Raw genomic sequence first — 22,806 nt, 5'->3', positions numbered from 1 at the left:
TTTCGACGGCGTTACGGGGTCGCGCACACCCGTGTTGGGTCTTGGCCGAAGCCTAGTTGCCTACGAAGCGGTCTGAAGGGATTCGCGCCGTAACGACACGCGGGGACTCACCGATACGGGCATCGACAGCACACCGAGTGCCCATGAGGAGTTACGCATTGTCAGCGCAAGCTAATTCGACCGATCGGCTGATTGACGCGATCGTGGCACTCGACCCCTCGCCACGAACCCACCGTTGGAGCAGTATCTCGCTCTGCGTCCTCGATGCTGTGTGGAGCATCGGAGCAAACTACGACAGCGTCGTGACTCCTTTGGTACACAGATTCGCGGCGGCTTACGCGATACCGCAGGCACTAGTTCCCATCGAGGCCCCCCTGCCGGCCGAGTCCTTTTCACTACCTCGCCTTGCCTCGCTGAACGTCGACGAACTGGTTGCAGTAACGAACCGTCAGCGGACCTCGACTCGAGGCGGCATTGTGAAAGCCGAAGCCGCCGTTCACTACGCACAGATCCTCGCTTCCCACCAGGTCGAGACTCTTGACGATGGCATGGCTCTGCTGAGCCGTTCGGAAGACGTGCAGGTCGTCGACGACGCGTTGGCAAGGGTGCCAGGTGACGGCCAGTTCGGGGTCCGGCGAGGCTACCTGTGGATGCTCATAGGTGACGACGAGAGGATCAAGCCAGACCGGATGGTCCTCCGTTTGTTGTCGCGCATCGGGTTAGACGTCGACCCTCTGCAGGCAGAGCGGCTCATCCTTGGCGCCGTAGCTAGCGTTTCCACCGAGCTTGGCAGGAACGTCACCGCGTGGGAGATCGACCATGCGATTTGGTCGGCTGCTCGGGCGTATGGACGCTAGCCAGCCCGCGCACCCAGGTATCGAACGTTCACGCACAACCGCCAGACTTGTCCGACTTCTGTGCAACACTCATGGCCACATCGAGAAAGGTCCCCTATGGTCTTGCCATTGATCCCCCTGGTCGCAATCGCGGTCGGTGCCGCAGCCGGCGGTGGCGGCGTCGCGCTCGGCGGCAAGGGCGCCTACGACATCAAGAAGGCCAAGAGCGAGCTCGACGCCGCTCGAAGCCTGTACGAATCGCGTCGTGCCGAGAGCGAGGCGCTCGTGAGCGCCGTCAACGATCGAATCGTCAGCTACGGGACCGAGCAAGAGACAGCACTCCGAGATGTCGTTCTGCGCATGCACGACTTCCTGATCCGGAACGAAAAGAAAGTGCGCGACAACGAGAAGTTGCTCGCAGACGGACTCGAGGCCAGCGTAAACCTGGTGGCCGGCAAGAGCTCGCTAGATCTTTCTGCGGCCGAATGGGTGCGCGGTGTCATCAGCTCCGTCGCGACCGGGGTTGGCACCAGCGCGGCTACCACGACGGCGATCTCGTCGTTCGGTGTTGCCAGCACAGGCGCTGCAATCTCCGGCCTCTCCGGCGCCGCAGCTGAGAGCGCGACGTTGGCGTGGCTGGGTGGCGGTGCTCTCGCGGCTGGGGGTGGCGGTGTCGCGCTCGGTGCACTCGCCCTCAACTTCGTGACCTTCGGTCCTGGTCTACTCGCTGCGGGATTCGTCATCAATGGCAAGGGAAAGAAGGCCAGCACTCAGGCTCGCGAGTACCAGGCGAAGATTGCGGTCGAGATCGAGAAGCTCGGCATCGCAGACACCGCGCTTGCAGCAGTCGAGGCACGCGTTGACGAACTGAGCGAGCTACTTGCAGATATGTCGCAGAAAGCGACCGATGCGCTCGACGAACTCGAGGCCGAAGCGTTCGACCCAGAAGTCCATGCGCCTGTGTTTCAACAATCCATGATTCTGGTCAAGGCCGTCATGGATATCGCGACAACGCCGGTATTGGATGAGGGCGGCGAACTCACGGACGCAGGCCATGCGTTGACTGTGAGGTACCGGCCTGCCGATACACGAAGAGCAGAGTCAGCGGCACCTGCATCAGCAGGTGATACCGCGTCGGCGAGCGCTACTGCGATCACCGGGAACGAGATGACAAATGACTGACAGCAAGAAGCCACTCAGCGGAGAAGTGCTGCGCCCGAAGAATTCTGGGCTACGAGTACCGGCTGGTGTCGACGGTCTGGCCGCACTCAATCAGCTCGTCGACGCTGCTCGCGAGTGCATCACCGTTCACGCGACCGAGAACACCAAGCAGGCCCGCATTGCTGCCTATGAAAGCACCGAGGTCGCTCGGATCAAAGCGGCCGAAGGCGTCCTACGGCAGTACTTCGACGCGACATTCACGGAGCGTCGCGCTACGTTCGCCGCACTCTTCGAGCGTCTCGACAAAGCACTCGACTCCGGCGATTCGCAGGTCATCCGCGATGTGGTCAATGGAGTCGTCGACATCGCGAAAAGCTCACCGCTAGCCGACCTGGGCGACCTCGGGCAGATTCGCGCGGCGCTCGATGACCCGGACCAAGTCTGGGATCTGTGATCTGACCGGGCTCGACTACCCTTTGGATGGAGAATTGATCTGAGCTTGCGCTTCGATGCTGGCCGCCGGGCATTATCGCCGTCGTCGAATTTAGTGGTCTGAGCCGGTCTTCCGCTTGGAACCTCTGACTGCGCAGAGGGCGCGGCAGGCCCGAAAACACTTGTGAGCTCCATCAAGCCATCCGCACGACTGTTTTCGGTAGCGCGCTCGATCGCTTCTTTGCCGGGTTGGGACACTAGAGCTACTCAACAAAGCCGTTGAGTAGCTCTGGTGCCGTCTCGCTTCGCTGCGAAACGACGACCTCGGCCCACCCACCCGGGGCTCTAGTGCCCGGCCGACGATGCATCGCCCTCCGCTCGCAGAGCCCATGACCACTGCCGCAGTCAGATCGCGGAGCTGCCGCGGCTCGGACGCCGAGCCGATGCCACTGGTCCGTTCGGACGAATTCCGGACCCGACCGCCCGGAATGTCCGAAGTATGTGTTTGTATCGCTAACGGGTTCGGGGCTGGGTAGCAGGGGCGGTGGAGTTGTGGCGGCTGGTCGTTCGAAAACCATCTTGATCGAGTTCGAGAAGCTTGTTCGCGAGGGACCGATCGGACGCGACGCCGTCCTGCAAGAACTCGACCGTCGAGGACTTCGCGGCGTTACAGATGGTGACCTGTTTCTACTCAATGTCGAACACCCCGTAGCTCAGTTCGACGAGACCAGTCAGGCCTGGCTGCCGGCTGGCGCCGCACCCTCCACACCACGCGCCCGCCCGAACCCGCGGACGTCCGACGGAAGGTCGCTAACGCATGCAGGACGGATCGAACTAGCGAATCTCCGTGAGAGTGCGGGACTACACGAAGCCGTACCTGCACCCGCACCTGCGATACAACCGGTCGATCCGCGATGGACCGACATCGCGCAGCAAGCCATTCGCGGACTGGGCGACGAGTACTCTCAAGCCGTCCGCGAGGTCGCCGAGCAGCAGATTCATCTCGCGAACGGCCGTCGCCACTCGGCGACGGAGACCCGCGACCTCGTCGTCTACCAGATGCAGGACAGCCTGCAGATCCGCGAAGGAAGCTCCGCCACGCTGGTCGTCGGACGCGAATCCACCACGCAGAGCTTCGAGGTGGAGGTCGTCTCAGTGTTCGGCGCAGAGCTGACCTTGTCCGTTCCTGCTCAGATGCCGCATTCGCCGGCCGCGAAGTTACGCATAGACCTGACCTGGATCATTGCAAAACAGCGAACGCGACTTCAGGAGCTGCTACAGAAGCCGGAGCGATACAACACAACCGCAGCCCTCGCGGTCGTCACACGGCCAGCCCCCTCCAGTCCAAACGCCATCGCACCCCATCCCGCAGACCACGTACTCAACCCGCAACAAAACCTAGCCGTGCGACATGGCATGTCCTGCAAGCTAACTTGGCTATGGGGTCCTCCTGGCACCGGCAAGACCACCACACTGTCCGTCCTCATCCGGGACCTACTGGCCGCAAACAAACGGATCCTCTTGTGCGCGCCTACGAACACAGCCGTCGATGTAGCGCTAATGGGCGCACTCAGTCGACTAAGCGCCTTTGACCCCGGGCGCATCGTGCGAATCGGTCAGCCAGTAGATCAGGGGTTGGCGAACCGTGGCGTGCCGGTTCTGGTGGAGGAGATCGCGGCTGCGCGGGGGCAGGAAATCGCACGACGCCTGGTCGATCTGAGGAACGAATCTGCCGACCTCAGCGCGCAGATTCAGAAGACCGCAAAGGCCGCTGGTCCCTCCACTGCACGGATACGCGTGCAGCGGCGCCTCGCAGAGGTCAAGGAGTTGACCAGTCAACTCAATACGGCCCTCGCGGAAGTGCGACGCCAGGTCGTCAGGGAAGCATCGCTCGTCGCTGCGACCGCACACCAGTGCACGCTCGAGCTACTCAGCGAGCAGCGCTTCGACACGATCGTCATCGACGAGGCGAGCATGCTGACCGCGACGCTTGCGATGCTTGTGGCCGGCCTGGGAGAGGGCCACACGGTTGTCGCGGGAGACTTCCGTCAGCTAAGTCCAGTCGCGGTGTCAGACACACCCGCCTCGCATCAGTGGTTGCACGACAGCCCATTCGAGGCATCGGGAATCGCAGCTAGTGTTCTGCGTCGAGAGATCCCTCCGAACCTCGTCGCACTGACCACTCAACACCGCATGCGTGCCGGTATCTCCGACGCCGTGAGTGCAGGCTTCTACGCCGAAAGCCCGCTGGTCACAGCCACCTCCGTCGTCGAGCGATCCCGCCCACGGGTACCGTTCGGGGTCGGTGACTTGATCGCCATTGACACCTCGGACCTGAATGCTTGGATGGGCCGCCGCGGTGGTCTGCGGTCTCGCTTCAATCTCATGCATGCTCAAGTCGCTGCGTCGGTGGCAGCAGCAAGTACGGACGTCGACGCAGCTTTCGTCACGCCGTTCAATTGTCAAGCATCCTTGTTGCGACCTTTTACTGCGGATCTCAGCCAAGGCGAGGCCTCCACAGTTCACAAGTTCCAGGGTGGAGAAGCGGACCTAGTCGTCTTCGACTGCGTCGACGCTGGAGGCAGCAATTTCCGGCTCCATGACTGGTTTGCGAACGGCAGCGCCGGTGGCACAGGAGCGAGACTGGTCAATGTCGCTGCAAGCCGTGCACGGGAGCAACTCGTCCTGCTCGCCGATTTCGGTCGTATTCACCGGCAGCGAAAAGTGGTCGACGCCACGTACAAGTTCATGCGTCAGTTTCTCGAGCATTCGGAAACCGTCAGCTGGCGCGGTGCAGTCGCGAGAGAGTCCTCCCCAACCACTGTTCACAGCACCCTCGACGAGCTATCCGCGGACATCGAGAATACTGACGGCCCCATCGAAATTCGAAGCGCTACAGTCTCCCCCACAGCCCTGATGCCATTGCTCGCCCCACTACGAGAAGCGGCACAACGCGTGCCAGTCTCCATCTGGTTCACCCCCGAATCGAACGGAGACCTGCCCACTGCGCTGACGCATCTCACCCGATCGGAGGTCTTCCTGCGACCTGCAAGACCTGTACATGAGTCGATGGCTGTCGTTGGCTCCGTGGTCTGGTCGTCGGCACGCCCACTGCTCTCCGATGCTCCCGGGGTCTCGCTACGGACGCAACATTCCGGGTTGGCGGACGCCGCTCGGATGGTCGTTCGACGACGAACGACCGGTCTCGCCCAGGGCAGTGACCAGCCTGCGGAACGGTGTCAGTGCGGACGACCGCTGGCCCGGGTCGAGGACTTCAAACGTGCACCCGAGATGATCTGCCTGTGGTGCGAGCCTTCGGATCGCCGAACGCTGCCGCGGTCTCGTCGGCGGGTTGTCTAGAAGCCAGGCCGTCGAATCGAGACCTGAAGCACGCGACTGGCAGAAGGTGTCGGTGATCGCTGATATATGTTTCCCGTCGGCGGGGATGTGATGGATGACGACCGAAATACAGCCGCCGTTCAGGGCGGCGAAGGAGCCCTCATGAGCGTAGAAGTTGGCGATCCGACGCGCACCCACGTCGCGGAGGACGCTGGGCTGCGTATCGTCCTGCACGCGCACCCCGCGATCAATCTCGCGCTCGTCCACAATGGCGTACCACTCATCACCGCGCTCGAGGTCATCAACACCTCAGACGCCGAGATGACGGACTTGACCGCAACGGTTCATTTGCATGGGCGGGGTACCGAACTCACCCCGTCTACTTCGCGTACCTATGACGGACGTGTTGCCGCCGGCGCGGACGTGCTGTGGGATGACTTCCGCTCGTTCCTGCCGCACGTCGACGAGTTGCGCGACCTCAACGAGAGCTACCAGGCCTCCATCACGGTCACAGTTCAGAGTCTGTGGACCGAGACCGCCCAGCTCACAGTTCCCATCCGGGTGCTCGCACACAACGAGTGGTTTAACTCACCTGCCTTCTACGATTCCCTGGCGGCCTTCGTGCAGCCGAACACACACGCCGTGACGTCAGTTCTCGACGCTGCGGCTGAGATCCTGCGGACAAATACCGGCGACGCGTCCCTAGGCGGCTACCAAGGGGGACGAGAACGAGCAGCACTCATTGCGGCCGCGGTCTACGAGGCATTACGCGCACGCGGGATTCGGTACATAGATCCTCCAGCATCCTTCGAGAACACCGGACAGAAAGTGCGCACCACTTCCCAAGTTCTCGAGCAGCGGTTCGGCACGTGCATCGACCTTTCGGTCACGTATGCCGCATGCCTAGAAGCCGCCGGCATACGGCCGCTGATATGGATCACCGAGGGTCATGCTTTCGCCGGTTTCCTCCGCGAGGAGACAGGTCTCCCCCATCCGTCCCTCACAGATCAGAATGCACTCCTCAACCTGGCGGAGTCAGGGATTGCTGTGCCCGTCGATGCAATCTTCTACGACAGCAGCGAGGCGGGAGGCTTCAAGGCAGCGATTTCCGCAGGCCGCCGGTTCTTCGCAGAGCCGGACAGGTTGCTCGGCGTCATCGGTATCACGGCCGCTCGGAAGGACGGCATTCGCCCGCTCCCCAGCACCGACGAGGTCGCGCCGACCGAACCTGTCGCACCAGCACACCTGAGTTCCTCGTTGGAGCTGCCCGCCGAACTCCGACGATCGAACTCGACGGATGACTTGGTCCTCGACCCGCGAGACACTGCACCAGCCCGGGTCAAGAAATGGAAGCGCTCGCTCCTTGACCTGAGCACCCGGAATCGCCTGCTTAATCTGCGCCCGTCGACGGAGGTGATCGACCTCCACATGCCAGCCGCAGGTCTCGCGCTCCTCGATGACCTCGTGCATGCGGGCACAGCGATCACGCTGACACCCAACGACGAACTGAGTTCCATCCATCAACTCCAGGGCGCCCGACGCGCAGCGGAAATCGACCCGGCATTGTTGCTCCAGTACCTGCATGACGACCGCAACGTCTATGCCACCGTCACCCGGGACACCTACACGCAACGGTTCAAGAAGCTGGCGCGAACAGCCAGAACAATGTTCGAAGAGACTGGAAGCGCGAATCTGTATTTGACGTTGGGGGCGCTCGTTCATCGCACACCGTCAGGTAAGGAGGCTCGTGCTCCGCTGTTTCTGTTGCCTGTGAAAATCGTCGGCGGCACGGGCAAGAGCCCCTTCAGTTTTGTCGTAGACACAACTGGTGTGGCGTCGCCCAATCACTGTTTGGTGCAGTGGCTCAGGATCAAGCACAACGTCAGTATCTCGGCGCTCGAGATACCAGCACTCGACGACTCTGGTCTGGATATCGACGCCGCGCTGCGTGGGATCCGCTCCGCCCTAGTCGAGAACAAACTCGATTTCCGGATCGACGAGATTGCGACTCTGTCGATCTGCCAGTTCGGCACCTTCGGGATGTGGAAAGACTTGGCCGACTGCTGGGATGTGCTGGAAGTCAGCCCCATCGTTCGTCACCTCACCCACAAGGCCGGCGAGTCCTTCCAAGACCCCGCCGCGAAAGACGACACCCTTCTCGAGCACATCCGCGTCGACGAAGCCGACGTCCCGGTTCCGATAGCGGCGGACGGGTCCCAGTTGCGCGCGGTGGCGTTGGCTGCGCAGGGGTATACGTTCGTGCTCGAGGGGCCTCCGGGGACCGGCAAGTCGCAGACAATCACCAACCTCGTTGCGCACGCCCTCAGCGAACGTAAGTCCGTCCTGTTCGTCGCTGAGAAACAGGCTGCTCTGGACGTCGTCAAGAAGCGCCTGACAAAGATCGGCCTGTCCGACTTCACCCTCGATCTACACGGAAAGAACCAGCGACCAAACGAAATTCGTGACCAGCTCAAACGAGCAATCGACAATGCGGTCAGGTACAACGAACACGGTTGGGCCGCAAAGCTAGCTGAGTATCAATCCCGTATGACTCCACTCATCGACTACCCGAGTAAGATTCACAGCCGCAACGCCGCCGGCGAATCATTGTGGAATGCCTACGATTCGGCGCTTGCCAGCGAGGAAGCCCCTGCCAGCGCTCCAGTTCCCAACTCGTACGTCGCGAGACCCCAGGTACCTCAATCCGAGATCGTCAGCGCACTCCAGCAGTTCTCGCGCTCCGCAAGCAGCCTGGACATCGGCCCGGCTAGTCCATGGTCGCTAGTGGGACCGGGAGCTGTTCAATCGCAGGACGACGTTGCGACCGTGCTGCGCAGCTTGTCACAGGCTCTGTCGGCGGTAAACGCTGGTGGAGTCGTCCCCCTCCTTCGGCAACTCAGGGCGCCGGGCGATATAGAAGAACTGTTGCCTCAGGCACATCGGCAAGTGGGCTTCCACGTGCCCGATTCGAACATGCTGCAGCGGTGGGCCGATCCTCAGTTCCGGTCATTGCGGTCAGGATTGTTCAAAGGCATCACCGAGCTTCATGAGAGCTGCGCGCCGGTGCTCGCCACTTTCACGGCCATGTTCATCGAATCAGGTGACATCGCAGCGTTCACCGAGCAGGCTGAGGAAGCCAGCAAGGGTGTTTTCGGTAAGAAGAAGAGAGCCGACCAACTCGCACGCGACCTCGTGCCGTTCACCCACTCGAACGTCGACCTGTCTCCTCCTACAGTCGTCGGACTTCTTCGCGCGGTGCCCTCGATCCGCGAGTACGTCCAACGACTCCAGACCGAGATGCAGGACCTGCTCGGCGCGTACGCCCCCGCGTTCTGGAACCCGCTCGCAGCGGATGCCGCAGAATCGTTGAGAGCAGCGTTCATGTACATCGACGAGACCACGACGTACGCGCGGTCCCATTCGAACGCATGGAACTTACTGAGCACGAATGGTTTTCCCGAAGCCCAGGGTATCGACATTCTCACCCAGGTTGCAGAATGCTGGCGGCAGTGGATGTCGATTCTGGGCACGCAACCAGACGATTTCGCGCGGTGGACCGTTGGCCGGCATTGGCTCGACGCGTGGCAGTCGGACAACGACATCTGGGAGAAAGAGGCTGCCGACGCGGATGCGCGCCGCTTCATCGTGTGGTCCAGGACGTCCGCTTGCTTGGAGCCACTCCGCCAGGCGAAGCTCGACGAGTACGTGGGCGCGCTGCTGAACGGCGAGGTCGCAGCTGCCCATGCTGTGGGAGCGTTCATTCGAGGGGCCGCCGAGACCTCTCTGAGGGAACGTCGGCTTGCCGGCGGACTCAGCGCGTTCAATTCAGCGCTTCGAGATGGTGAGATCGCCGACTTCGTACGCTCGGCCGCGGAACTTCGAGCAGAGCAGATCAAGGCTCTGCCTGCCGCGTTGCTCGCGAATCGACCTTTCCGGGCGAAGGAGCTTCGCGGTGAAGTCGGCGAGCTGCGGCGGCAACTCGATCGCAAGCGTGGTGGTGCCAGTTTCCGGAATCTGATGACTCAGTACGGAAAGCACATCCTCGCTGCGACGCCCGTCATGTTCGTGAGCCCAGCGTCTCTAGCGCAGTTCGTTCCACCGGGTTCGGTCACGTTCGACCTCGTTGTGTTCGATGAGGCGTCCCAGGTCCCTGTTTCGCAGGCGATTGGTGCTCTCGGCCGGGGACGGGCAGCAGTCATCGTGGGAGATTCTCAGCAGATGCCGCCCACCTCGATCGGCCAGGTCAGCATCAATGACGACGATGAATCCGATGAGAGCGGGGAGGTCGCGCCCGAGGATCTCGAGAGCATCCTCACTGAATGCGTCGAATCCGGTGTCCCACAGCTTTGGTTGTCGTGGCACTACCGCAGCCAGGACGAGTCGCTCATCAACTTTTCGAATCAGAAGTACTACGAAGGTCGTCTTGCGAGTCTGCCCTCCCCCGGCGGCGATGACACTGCGGGCATCGAATGGCGTCGAGTCGATGGTCACTTCAACCGAGAGGACAGGAAGGCCGGTCTCCGTACAAACCGTGTCGAGGCAGAAGCGATCGTGGCGGAAGTCCGAGCGCGACTCGCGACGCCACACCTCGCAGCCCAGAGCTTGGGCGTGGTGACGTTCAACATCCAGCAGCAGTCACTCGTTCAGGATCTCCTCGAAGAGAGCGGCGACCCCCTTGTGTTGGAGCGACTACGCCCCGATGCCGAGGAAGGGATCTTCGTGAAGAACCTCGAGAACGTCCAGGGCGACGAACGAGACGTGATTCTCTTCAGTACTGCATTCTCCAAGAAGCCCGACGATCCGAAGATGCCCCTGAACTTCGGCCCGTTGACGCGATCGGGCGGTGAGAAGCGGTTCAACGTTGCGGTCACCCGCGCGCGACGAAAGGTGCTCATCTTCACATCGTTTGATCCCGCTGACATCGACTTGGCACGGACAAAGTCTGTGGGCCTTGCCCATCTACGCGCTTACCTCGAGATGGCAGCCAACGGGGTACTTCCCACCAAATCCGACGCGTCGCGGCGCGATCCCGGCGGTGACCGTGTTCAGCAACGTATTTGCGCTGCCCTGCGCGAACGTGGTTACGAAGTCGAAGTGAACTTCGGATTGTCGGACTTCGTCATCGATTTTGTCGTGCGCGAACCAACCTCACCACGCTGGCAGGTGGCGATACTGCTCGACGGCCCCAACTGGGCAGACCGCCCAACAGTCGCCGACCGAGACCTGACCCCTCAACTACTCGAACCGATGATGCACTGGGGCGCAGCGCTGCGGCTCTGGTTGCCCGAGTGGATCGATTCTCCGACTTCAGTGTTGGAACGGGTAGACGCGGCGGTTGGACACGCGAACGAGAAACAGCGCGAGTACGAGGCGAAGCTCGCTGACGCAGCCGCCGCTCGCGCAGCGGAGATCGCTTCGCTTCAGTCCGCCACCGACTATTCCTCGGATGACGCGGAATCGTCGGAGCAATGGAAGCCGGAAGCACCTCCCTCGAGTGGATCGTCGGAGGTCGCGACCGAGTCGCCGCGCCTCATTGCGAGTCTCACGACCGTCGAACCCCCACCAGTCACGACCACGGCAACTGAGCGGGACTGGGATCGCAAGGGCGCGAGGTATATGCAGGCGCCAACGACCGCCCTCGGCGCTCGAGAAGACCTCGACCGAATCAACTCCCAGTCGGTCAAGCAGACGATCACCAACGCAGTTCGTGAAACCGTGTCCATCGAAGGTCCGATAGAGCTCGATCGACTCGCGCGAAGCATTGGACACCGCTTCGGCTATGACCGGTTGCGCGCCACGCGTAAAGATCTCATCGTCGATTGCGTACCGCGCGCACTGGTTCACGGCACCCCGTTGGGAACCTTCGTGTGGCCCGAGCAACTCGACCGAGAAGCATGGCGTGGGTTCCGCTCGACTTCAGCCGGTATGACACGTCCTCTGACGGAGATCGCTCCGGAGGAGATCATCAACGCGATGGCGACGTCGTGCGGCCCCCGCGGCCTCGACGAGGAGGCACTGATGCGCGCAACCATCGCTAAGTTCGGGCAGCGCCGGCTGACCCAGGGAATGACCGAGCGCCTCGCAACATGCATCGCTCTAGGTGTGAAGTCTGGCAGGTTGCTGCGGATAGGTCTGACGATCAGAGCCGGAGCTTGATTTCGTAAAATTGGACATTCGTACCACCTCCTGAAGCCTCGCGCGCCACATCTATGGTTGACCACCGCCACAGGCCTCGCAGGTGCGGAGCCGGCAGCATCGAACGGAGGACCCTGATGACTCAATTGACCCAGCCTGAAGGCACAGACAAGGTCGATCCCAGCGAACTGGTCGCTGACGAGGTCGACTTCGCAAACGAGGTGGGGTTCTATACTGACGATCCCTCCACGCCGGCGCTGTTCGAATCCTTGACCACCGGTACGGAGATGACCACGTGGGTCGAGCCCTCAGAGGAGGGCTTACGGATTCGAGTCGCAAACAGCAGTGATCCCGTCGCGGTCTGGGACAGCAAGCAGGGTTGGGTACAGGCGAGCCAGTCCTACCCGACGCGAGGGGACGCTGTTGATACATCCGAGCCCACGCCACTTAACTTGGTCTACACGCTCCTCAGCCTGGGCTGGCGCATCTCTTCGGCCGTGGACATCAGTCGAATCTCGATAAGGGCAATACCGCCCAAGAGTTGGGCCAGCGTACTGACAGATCTCGCGTGGGAGAAGCGCGCCCTCGCACCAGCCTCGCCCGTGACCATCGTCCTTGTAAGATCCGACGCTGGAAACCTCCAGATCGATGTCGCGGCCTCCCGGGTTCGAGGTGCCGACGGCAAGGCGGAGCCCATAGACTTCGACAGCCTTGTCGGCCTGGCCCTGGCGGTCGCACCGAACTGGGTCATGCCAGACGAGGTAGTCATTGAACCCACCTGGCACTCCCACGGCAACTCGACGGCTAGAACTAGTCTTCCATCGGATCCCTACACGGACGAGGGTCTTGGGAGCGACGGCGGCTCCGACGGACGCAAAGAACAACTTGCTAGGTGGCTAGACACTCACGACATGAGTTCGCCACTGCTAACGCGAACTGCAGTATCAGAGTTCATCGGCGAGCGTAGCCCCGTGGGCCACTACGTGCTCGCGTTCCGCGACGGTAGCTGCTACATCGGGGAAACCGTCGACTTTAGGACGCGCTTCGCCACACATGACAGGACATATGAGGGTCAGATCGAGGCGTATCACCTGCGGTTCGATCAAGCCGCAGCAGCACAACCCAGCGGGAGCAAAGCGCGAAAGCGCCACCTACTCAACGCAGAACGTTCGTTGATTCACGACGCACAGAATCAGGCGCTTGTCGCGAGGAACTTCCGCGAGATGGCCAACCCGATCGTACCCTCGCCCGAGTTCACCAAGTTGTTCGCCGGCACGTCCGCGGAGCAGCGACTGACAGAGTGGTTTGCGCATCCCGACGCTGTGAACGCGAGCGATAGAACTCCACTCCAATCCTTCACCGCAGCGCAATTCGGCGGCGCAATGGACAGGATCAACAGGTTCAACCAACTCCCCGAGGCCAGCCAGATCACTCGCATCGTCGGTACGTATCTGCGTCGGTGCGTGCCGTTCCCTGCTCTTACTGAGTACCGCAGTTGGTCTATCAGCTGCCTGCCCACCTCGAAACGAGGGACAAGCGGTAGAACCTATTCAGTGATCACCTGTCTATCGATCTCACGAACTGAGTCCCTAACGATCCTGCGTGAAGACTGGTCGAACCGTGTAATGGGATTCCTCCAGGCAAACGAGATCGAGGCGCAGCTCCACAACGCTTTCGGCATCGTCAGACTCATCCGCCACCATCCCGAGGTCTCTGTGGCGACTAGCGACTACCACGAGTTTGGTCCTGGGACGGTCGCAGTTGAAGCCGACTCCCTCGACGCCCTCGAACGACTCCTCGACGACGCACAGATCACTCGAGCCGCCTCGACCTCGGCGCTCCGCTTATGCCGCATGGGGCCGTCGATGCAGCGGGCCATCCACAACCCCTACCTCGTAGAGCAAGCGCTAGAACTGCCGCGCGCTTGGACATGACCGAAGACCCAATCGCGACGTCTGTGCCGTGTCACCCGTGATCTCTGCCCTCGGGCGTTGAACAACGACCGCCACATATTGGAAGGACTGACTTTTGTCGGAGATCGTGTATGAAATCGTGCGCCGTAAATCCGACATAGAGAACGGTCAGGAGCACGAACACGTTCGGTTGAGCAGAAGCGCGGACCGCCTTACTCGTTGTGTCGACGGCGAAAGCGACGCACAGATTCCTGAAGGCACTACGCCGCTGGCAGCGATTCAGCAGGACGAGCGTCTGGGAGTAGTGCATGAAGCCGAGCTGTCATCGATCTCCGTGGCGCCGGATCTCGCACCGAGGATGCCACTGTTCCTACGCGTCAGGGTAACTGGCGATCAACTGCCTGACCGTGACGATTGGGACGTCACCATCAACGACGTGCCCCATGCCCCGTTCCGCACGACCTCGGACACTCTGCGCCTTCTTCCTGTTGACAGCGATTTAGACATCGAGTTCTCGACGACATGGGCGTCGATCTCATTTTGTGAGACCGGCAGCATGACGTCCGGTCTCGACACAGTGACGCTAGGGTTGATCTCCGACTCTGTGGCGGTGTCGAGCACCCGCTTGGATCCTCTTGTCGGCGCTCCTGAAATGCCGGTTCAGCTATGGGATCTGACGGACGACTCGACCCCCAAGATCGTGTCTGACTGGATCACCGCCAACGGGCTGATCGACTATCTGACGACGCCCTCCACCATGCTAGTTCGACTGTTCGCCGAGTCAGCAGGCGCCGACAAGAGAACCGAACCCACCGTCAGGTGGGGTGACTTCCTGGCGGGAGAGCACGCCGATGACGGCGAGATCGGGTGTGGACCGAGCGCGCGCTGGGAACTTCGTCTCGATCTGCCGCCTGAGATCGTCCAAGCAACCCTCGATCGGCTGAGCGCCGAGGAACGCGAGTACGCCGTGATCATTCAAGGGGTAGACGATCCCGGGCCAATCGATGACAACACTCGGACTGCTCCGACACCGATGCACGGCACTCGGCGGTCCGACTCATGAATTCGCACTCAGACTTCAGCTGGCCGACCGTTTCGAAGCTGGCAGAGTATGCCGCCGACGACCAGCTTTGGCAGAACTACCTGAACACCAAGGTGTCCATCGAGTCCGCGATGGCGACCGGCACTGTGTGGCCCGCCGACAGGTCGGATCCGCAGCTGCAGCTGCCGGACTTTCATGTGGTTACCGCAGTGCTTCCGGACACCGACCCCCTCAGCGCTGACAACGCAGCGCGCATCAAGGTTCTGGATGACGAACTCGATTCCGCCGGACTGGCGTATGCACAAGCTGTAGGCGCAAGTTTCGACGGCAGCTACAGCGAGGACAGTCGAGCGGTGTTCGGCCTCACCGATGAGGAGGCGCGGTCGTTGGGAGCGCGGTTCGGGCAAGTCGCTGTGTTCGGCCTCCGTGGAGCTCGGTGGTCACTGATCGCGTGCGGCAGCAACCGACGTAACGACCGTGGTTGGCGGTGGGAACCGCGTAGCTGAGCGCAACTGTCAGCCACTGAACCAGCCGCACGCAAACCGTGAGTGGACAGCGAGGTCCACCACTGTGTTCTGTGCAAGGACGTGCCGCGACAAGTTACTGATACCGGTTCGTTCTGCGTATACGGCACTTCACACGTGAGGTTTTCCTCATCGGCAGATCCTAAGAACCTCATCTCAACCAAGAACCCTCCGAGATCTGCCATCCTCGGACCGGCAAAACGCGAGCCATAGGCGCCCTCGCGGATCACAACCTGTGAGGGGACGTCCAGTATGCCGTCGCCTACCGGACGGACCCCGCTACGCGGATGGTTCGACGCCGCAGGCTCGCCGTTGAGCATCCGAGCGAGTTCCTGCGCCTGGTTGTGGGCAGCAGCGTTCTGCAGTATCGCCGCGGTGGCTAGAACCTCGCTCAGCCAGACGAAGTTCTCTGCGTGAACGACGCCGGTGCTGCAACGGTTGAGCATTGCGCGTTCGGGGTCCCACACAAGAGCGTCGAGTGTCGCATGCGTATTGAACGCAGCCACCACCCGTGCCGGATCCAAGTTCGGATCGACAGCACCCACGGTCTCGGTCCACATGCGGACTCGGCATACCTCGGTACCCTGTGACATGAAAGGGGGGCTCACCTCGACATGTTGCGCGAGCCGGTACGACCACCAGGTGAAGCCTCGTTCACGCCGCAGCGCCCACTGATCATCGATCATGAGCTGCTGGTACAGGCTGTTCACGAGATGCAACCCGATATCTGACAAGTCAGCTCCTTCGACGGCACGGTGGGCGGGGATTCAACCCAGGCGGCGAGAGTACGTCACCGGCCATCGCCAGCACCGTCCAAACCTGGTGCTGATCGAGAATACGGCTCAGCCTTTGCGCCGCATGTCATCTGATCAGACTGTCGGTGCTCGTCGCTATAGTTATGCAACTTCACGGACTGGTCCGCTCGCCTGATCAGCCCACGCTGCGCGTCGGTCCTCGCCCTCGCGCTGAGGCAAGGAAGGTCGCGTTGACGACGAGACGAAAGCCTACCGCCAGCCGGTGCGTGTCCAATTCTCCTGGACACCGCCTGCACTACATCCAGGCACGAAGGGCGCAGGAGTTAGATGAGCGCCCCATCCCCGCGTCGGTAACCGTCCACCTCGACGGCATGGTCGACCTCCGCGCCGACGGCCTGAACCTGAGGATGTGGACTCACGATCCCGAGGAGCTCGACTTGCCCCGCGGTGTCATGAAACGCGCACACTGGATTTCGCGATACAGCGTACTGAGCGTCAATGGACGGATGTTCAGTCTGGCGTCACCCGACTCCCATACGGATTGCCAGTACCCCGAACCCTCCGTTGCTGACGAGACCTCGTGACGCGCCCGGTCGATTCCCTGGTCGCCGCTGTTTGCGCCGCTAAAGCGAAGTCCCCGCTGGCACTCGTCACTATCGTGGTGCCCAGTCCTGGTGCCGCCCGTGACGTTCTCCACCACCTTGCGCGCCGCGGCGGTGTTGCGAACACCCGCGTTCTTACGGTTCCCCAGCTCGTGGCCGCACTCGCGACACCTGCGCTGGCGCCGAGACTGCCGTTGCGCTATCCCCTCCTGGAGGCAGCCATTGAGCGGGTGCTCATGGATGCTCCAGGCGCATTTCACGAGGTCGCCCAGGAACCGGCCACCTCTCGGGCGCTGTCTGCAGCAGCGTGGGAACTGACGACTCTCTCCCACCCTGAGATGGCCTACGAGACTCCCCTGGTCACAGATTTGCTGCGTGTGTACCGGATCGCCGTCGAACGCCTCACCAGCCGATACTTCCTGCAACACGAGGCGTACGCTGCGGCGGGAGAAAACCTTCCCGAGGTCGGCAAGATCATCGCCTATCGCCTACAGCCGACCACTGCAGCTGACGCTGCCTTGATCGAGCGACTCGAGAACGTCGGCGTAGTGGTTGCCTCCGACCCGGTTGCCGCCCCCACCCAGGTCATCCACACCTCCGACGCCGACGACGAGGTCCGGGCGGTGGTTCGACTCGTTCGCAAGCACCTGGCTGACGGTGTACCCGGTCACCGGATGGGGATCTTCTACCCCACCGAAGACCCCTATCTACCTTTACTTCAGGAGCACCTGACCGCGGGGAACGTCACGTTCCATGCCCCCGAATGCCACACTCTCGTCGACCGTCCGATCGGACGTAGTGTCCTCGGCCTGCTTTCACTTGACACGACGAAAATGCCCCGGCGAGAACTTCTCTCAATTCTTGCCGACGGCGCACTCACACGTCCCCGGGTCGACAACAAGCCGTTATCGCAGCCCCAGTTGGAGCGCCTCACGCGACACATCGAACCAATCGTCGGCGGCGATGACTGGCATAAGCTGATGCACGTTGCTGCAGAGAAGAAACACCATCCCTCCTCGATCGCCCTGTACGACTACGTGCAACGCTTGCAGAAACGGCTCGCATCAACCGGGTACGCGCCCGACTGGGGCACTGTCGCAGCGGAACTCGGCTCACTCCTCGACGTGACGTTCCGTACCCAAACCTCGGACGTCGGCCATGCGGACCTGACCGCGGTTCGTCAGGCCGTTGCCGATCTCGATCTGTTAGACGGCCTCGCCGCGGTTCCGTCGCCCGCGCGTGTTCATGCCGCTGTCGCGGTCCGTCTCGAATCGTTCCGCGGAACACTCGGAAACTCCAGGATCGGTGTTACCGTGGCACCTCTGAGCGCCGGCGTGGGAAGAGAACTCGACATCAGTATCGTCGTCGGCGTTGCCGAGGGCATGGTGCCGGGCCGACGCGCGGACAACCCGCTCCTCCCACCCGACCTTGTGGGCATTACCGCCCGAGAGCACGTCGACCAGCAGCTCTGGGCATACACGAACGCCTTGAACGCGGGAACCATCGCACGAATTGCCACCTTTCCCCGCGGAAGCCTTCGCGGCGGCGCCGAAAAGGTACCCTCCCGCTGGCTTGTCCCGGCACTAACCGACCTGGCCGGCCGCAAAGTCAACGTCGTCGAATGGCAACGCCAGACACAGGACGCCACATCTATCGTTGCCGTGGAGTCCTTCGATGTCGCTGCGCAGCACGCAGATGAACGCATCGGTGCCTCTGCGGCCTCCCCTACCGAGTGGCGTCTCCGTGAGCTAGCCGGCGTCCCCGCGTACCGCCGACGGGGTGCGCTCGACGATCCGGTCATCAACCTCGGCATGCAGATGCGTAGCGACCGACTCAACGGCCGGTTCACGCGCTTTAATGGCAACCTCGCCGAGGTCTGCGAACTCATTTCCACCTTCGACCATCCGGTGTCCCCCACTGGTCTCGAGACCTGGGTCGCAAGTCCCTACCAGTTCTTCCTCGAACACATACTCCGGCTGACGACTCTCGACGATCCCGACGAGGCCGCCCAGATTGATGCGCTGACACGAGGCAACCTCGTCCACGCGATCCTCGAGAGGTACGTCATCGACTCCATCGAAGGGACCGAGCTCGACTTCGCCAGACTGAGTCTCGTCGCGCAGGAAATTCTCGACAACGCCGAGGCCGACAACCCCGGCTGGCTCCAACAACTCTGGGCGAAAGACCGTGGAATCATCGTCCGCGATCTCGCCGACTGGTTCCACCACGACCATGCCGACAAAGCCAGCGGATGGAAGCCCACCCACGCCGAGGAACAGTTTGGTACTGAAGCCACGGTCGTACTACTCATCGGCAACAACATGATCCGGTTTCGGGGAAAGATCGATCGGATCGACACCCACCTGGACGGTCGAGTTCGCATCACCGACTACAAGACCGGCAAGGTCGACAAGAAGTACAACGAAATCAGTGTGGATACACCTACTGGTGGTGGCAAGCAGTTCCAGCTACCTGTGTATGGATTGTTCGCCCGCACATTCGGCGACAACGTCGAAGCTCGATATTGGTTCGTCACCCGGAAAGGCGAGTTTACGTCGGTCGGATATCCGGTGACCGACAGCGTCGTCGCCACACTCGCAGACGATCTTGCACTCGTCCACCGCTGCATCAGCGACGGGCAGTTCCCGCCCAAGGTGGCCGACACGTTTTGGGATCTGCCGGTCATCGACCTGCTTGGGCGAAGCGGTTTGAATCGCGCCTGGGCCAATCTCGAGAACGTTCGCGAACTAGCCGACTACGTCCAGAAGTATGGAGGCCGAGTGTGACCGCCCTCGCCTTGGCCGACCAGGCCGCACGCGACAGGATCGCAACCGCGACGTCGACCACGCTGTTCGTCGAAGCTGGTGCGGGCAGCGGCAAGACCCACTCCCTGGTGAGCCGAATTTGCAGCCTCGTGTTGGACGAGGGAGTCGAGCTCCACACAATCGCCGCAATCACCTTCACCGAGAAGGCCGCCGCTGAACTCCGCGAGCGAGTCCGAGTCGAACTCGCCAAGCACGACACAGACCGAGCCAACACTGCGCTTGATCAGGTCGACGTCGCCGCCATCGAGACCCTGCACGCGTTTGCCGCGCGCATCGTCCGGCAACATCCGCTCGAGGCCGGCGTACCGCCGCGGGTTGAGATCGTCGACGCTATGGGATCGGAGCTATCTTTCGAACGCCGTTGGCGCCGAATGCAAAACCGGCTGTACACCGATGAAGCCAGCCCAGTGCTTGTTGATGCGCTCGGCATTCTGATGGCGCGCGGAGTCTCCGTCGACCAAGTGAAGAAACTCGCCGACGCGCTGGACCGCACCTGGGACTGGCTCGAACTGGGCGATGAACCCGCTGGGATAGCTCCGGCCGACGTCGATCGCATCCTGCGCGAAACCGACCTGATAGTCGACAGACTCACCGACTGCCTGGACCGCGAGGACAAGCTCGCGATGAAACTCGAGGAACTGCGAGAGTGGCGGATACTGGTCGCAGCCGAGCAGGACGCATTCGGGTGGATTCCAATGGTCGCGCTTTGCCCAAAGGTGGGCAACGTAGGTCGTGGTGCCGCATGGCGCGGAGGAACGACTCAGCGCAAGGCAATTCAGCAGGCCGTCAAAGATCTCCGCGACATTGTATTTCCCGACGTCGTCGACTCGTACATCGCGGCGGCGGTGGAGGTCGTCGTCTGGCATCTCACCGAAGTCGTTCTCAACGAAGCGACCAAACGTCAGCGGAGTGGACAGCTCGAGTTCCACGACCTCCTCGTACTCGCCAACCGAGTGCTCGATAACACTCACGTCGCTGCCGATGCCCATGCCCGCTACCAGCGGGTGCTCCTCGATGAGTTCCAAGACACTGACCCGTTGCAGATCGCGCTCGCCGAGAAGATCGTCGCCGGTCCGGACCACCCAGGACGACTGTTCACCGTCGGCGACCCCAAGCAGTCGATCTACCGGTTCCGTCGGGCCGACATCTCGGTTTTCATGGGTGCACGCAAGCAAACCCCTGACACCGATGTCGTGCAGCTCACCACCAATTTCAGGTCAACCCGTCCGGTCATCGACTGGGTCAACCGGGTCTTTGGCGCGCTCATCACTCCATCGGATAACGTGCAGGCCGAATACATCCCATTGGACCCCGCACCGGGACGGCCCGAATGGGACCCGGAGTGGGGCCCGACCCCGTTAGTATTCATCAGCGACGAGCAGGTGTCAGATGAAGCATCCCTGTCGGATGCCGACGTCACCCGAGCCCGCGAATCCCGTGACGTCGCGCGCATCATCGCAACAGCCGTCGAACGCGGCTGGTGCAAGGAGAGTTTCACCGGAAGCGGCTACGACCACCAAGCGGTGCAATGGAAGGACATCTGCATTCTGATCCCGTCGCGCACCGTGCTTCCGTACCTGGAGAAGAGTCTCGACGAGGCTGGGATCGAATTCCGTTCCGAAGCATCGAGTCTCGTGTATTCGACGCAGGAGGTTCATGACCTCTTGCTCGCCTGCCGGGCTCTCGCGAACACCGCCGACGAGGCTGCCCTCGTCGGGTCGCTACGGACGCCGATGTTCGGTTGCGGCGACGACGATCTGTTGCGGTGGAGGGCCGCCGGCGGCTACTGGAGCATCTTCGCGGAAGCCCCCGATGACTTACAGGACTCTCCTATCGCTCGTGCCTTCGCCTATCTGCGTTCGGTCACCGATGAGCTGGGGTCACTCAATCCAGCAACCCTGTTGAGCAAACTAGCCACCGACCGGCGGGTGTTCGAGATCTCCATGGATTCTCCGCGTCACCGTGACGTCTGGCGCCGCCTGCGTTTCGTCATCGACCAGGCGCGGGCGTGGTATGCCGAGGACCGCGGGTCCATGCGCGACTACCTAGACTGGGCCGCGACCCAGGCCGACGAGAATGCCCGTGTCGCCGAGACGGTACTCCCGGAGATTGGTGTGAACGCGGTGCGGATCATGACCATCCACGCCGCCAAGGGACTACAGTTTCCGATGGTCGTGCTAGCCGGAATGAGCGGTGGATTCCGAACCCAGCCCGAACCGGTGCTGGTCGACAACAGCGGCGCACTTCAAGCGTGTATCTCCACGTCAGCCACGACCAAGGGTTATCCCGCTGCGCGTGACGCAGAAAAGGTCCACGCTGAAGCCGAGAAGATACGTCTGCTCTATGTTGCCTGCACGAGGGCGGAGAGTCATTTGGCCGTCTCCGGCTACGCAGCAAAGCGGGGCGCTTCCTGGGGATCAATACTTGCGCCCGCTCTCGATGGGTTGCCTAACGATGTACCCAGCCTTGTTGAGCCCGTTCGGCGCGACGACGAAGCGGTGCGTTCGGAGGTTCGCCAGAGCTGGGACGAGTGGACTCTAGAAACCGCACGAGTACGCGATGCATCATCCATTCGCCCTTCCTACACGGTGACGGACGCCGTCCACAGCGACGATCTCGACGCGCGGGCGATCCTTGCCGGGTACCGCGATGCTGGTCTGTTGCCCACGGCGAACGGTTCCGAAGTAGTTCCCGCTGGCAGGGCCAGCCACGACTCTGGAAAGTCCTACGGCACGGCTCTCCACGCGATCTTGGAAAGAATCCCGCTATCCGCCGACCACGCTCTGATCGACGAGGCTGCCCGCGGGACCGCATACACACAGGGAATCGAGGACGTTGAACACTTCGTCGACACGATCCGCTCGACGCTGGCGTCCGAGCCGGTCAGACGTGCTGCAGACCGCGAGCACTGGCGCGAGATGCAGCTCGCTGGTCTCGGTCCCGACGGCACAACCGTTATCGAAGGCATCGCGGACCTCATCTATCGGGAGGACGACGGTTCGCTGGTTGTTGTCGACTACAAGACTGACGTTGGCGTTTCTGCCACGACACTAGAGCAGTATTGGTCGCAGCTATCGATCTATGCTCATCTCGTCACAACTGTTGCAGGCGAACGGGTCTCAGCCTTGAAATTGGTGTTCAGTCGGGCGGGCGAGTCGGCCGTATTGTCTCGAACGGCAGAGAGACGGGCCGCACCGGGGAACTACCCGTAATCGTAATCATGTCGACCGAATGAGGACACC

Annotated in this window: 10 protein-coding genes; all 10 read left to right on the top strand. The window is 61.8% G+C overall.

Features of this window, described 5'->3' with window-relative positions:
• Window positions 1-203: 203 nt before the first annotated feature.
• The 10 genes from KTR9_RS13475 to KTR9_RS13425 all read left to right on the top strand — a co-directional run bounded on the left by KTR9_RS13475 (window position 204) and on the right by KTR9_RS13425 (window position 22,776).
• Entirely contained in the window at window positions 204-857 is a 654-nt protein-coding gene (locus KTR9_RS13475) for a hypothetical protein (RefSeq protein WP_238553857.1), read from the top strand.
• A gap of 96 nt (window positions 858-953) precedes the next feature.
• Window positions 954-2,018 (top strand): hypothetical protein, encoded by a 1,065-nt coding sequence (locus KTR9_RS13470; RefSeq protein ID WP_014926804.1) that lies wholly within the window; start codon window positions 954-956, stop codon window positions 2,016-2,018.
• Window positions 2,011-2,451 carry a hypothetical protein gene (locus KTR9_RS13465; protein WP_014926803.1) on the top strand — a complete coding sequence of 147 codons (441 nt, stop codon included), beginning with the start codon at window positions 2,011-2,013 and terminating at the stop codon, window positions 2,449-2,451. The genes KTR9_RS13470 and KTR9_RS13465 overlap by 8 nt, the downstream gene beginning before the upstream one ends.
• Window positions 2,452-3,008: 557 nt before the next feature.
• Entirely contained in the window at window positions 3,009-5,789 is a 2,781-nt protein-coding gene (locus KTR9_RS13460; RefSeq protein ID WP_238553855.1) for an AAA domain-containing protein, read from the top strand.
• Between the two features lie 141 nt (window positions 5,790-5,930).
• Complete coding sequence (locus KTR9_RS13455) at window positions 5,931-11,924, top strand: DUF4011 domain-containing protein (RefSeq protein WP_014926801.1); 5,994 nt, start codon at window positions 5,931-5,933, stop codon at window positions 11,922-11,924.
• A gap of 116 nt (window positions 11,925-12,040) precedes the next feature.
• Complete coding sequence (locus KTR9_RS13450; RefSeq protein WP_044506680.1) at window positions 12,041-13,837, top strand: hypothetical protein; 1,797 nt, start codon at window positions 12,041-12,043, stop codon at window positions 13,835-13,837.
• A gap of 94 nt (window positions 13,838-13,931) precedes the next feature.
• On the top strand, window positions 13,932-14,879 hold the full coding sequence (locus tag KTR9_RS13445) for a hypothetical protein (RefSeq protein WP_044506678.1): 948 nt from the start codon (window positions 13,932-13,934) through the stop codon (window positions 14,877-14,879).
• Window positions 14,876-15,364 carry a DUF3293 domain-containing protein gene (locus KTR9_RS13440; RefSeq protein ID WP_014926799.1) on the top strand — a complete coding sequence of 163 codons (489 nt, stop codon included), beginning with the start codon at window positions 14,876-14,878 and terminating at the stop codon, window positions 15,362-15,364. Before KTR9_RS13445 ends, KTR9_RS13440 begins: the two co-directional genes overlap by 4 nt.
• 1,353 nt (window positions 15,365-16,717) lie before the next feature.
• Window positions 16,718-19,525 (top strand): PD-(D/E)XK nuclease family protein, encoded by a 2,808-nt coding sequence (locus KTR9_RS13430; RefSeq protein WP_014926796.1) that lies wholly within the window; start codon window positions 16,718-16,720, stop codon window positions 19,523-19,525.
• The gene (locus tag KTR9_RS13425; protein WP_014926795.1) at window positions 19,522-22,776 is read left to right on the top strand and encodes a UvrD-helicase domain-containing protein; all 3,255 of its coding nucleotides are present in this window, start codon (window positions 19,522-19,524) and stop codon (window positions 22,774-22,776) included. Before KTR9_RS13430 ends, KTR9_RS13425 begins: the two co-directional genes overlap by 4 nt.
• The last annotated feature ends 30 nt before the right edge of the window (window positions 22,777-22,806 follow it).

This window comes from Gordonia sp. KTR9 (assembly GCF_000143885.2).
GTDB lineage: Bacteria > Actinomycetota > Actinomycetes > Mycobacteriales > Mycobacteriaceae > Gordonia.
This window is presented reverse-complemented; position numbering and strand designations above follow the sequence as displayed.

Excerpts from the sequence above, each read along its gene's own strand:
- KTR9_RS13470 (WP_014926804.1), top strand. The coding sequence starts at position 954 with ATGGTCTTGCCATTGATCCCCCTGGTCGCAATCGCGGTCGGTGCCGCA.
- KTR9_RS13465 (WP_014926803.1), top strand. The coding sequence starts at position 2,011 with ATGACTGACAGCAAGAAGCCACTCAGCGGAGAAGTGCTGCGCCCGAAG.
- KTR9_RS13455 (WP_014926801.1), top strand. The coding sequence starts at position 5,931 with ATGAGCGTAGAAGTTGGCGATCCGACGCGCACCCACGTCGCGGAGGAC.
- KTR9_RS13450 (WP_044506680.1), top strand. The coding sequence starts at position 12,041 with ATGACTCAATTGACCCAGCCTGAAGGCACAGACAAGGTCGATCCCAGC.
- KTR9_RS13440 (WP_014926799.1), top strand. The coding sequence starts at position 14,876 with ATGAATTCGCACTCAGACTTCAGCTGGCCGACCGTTTCGAAGCTGGCA.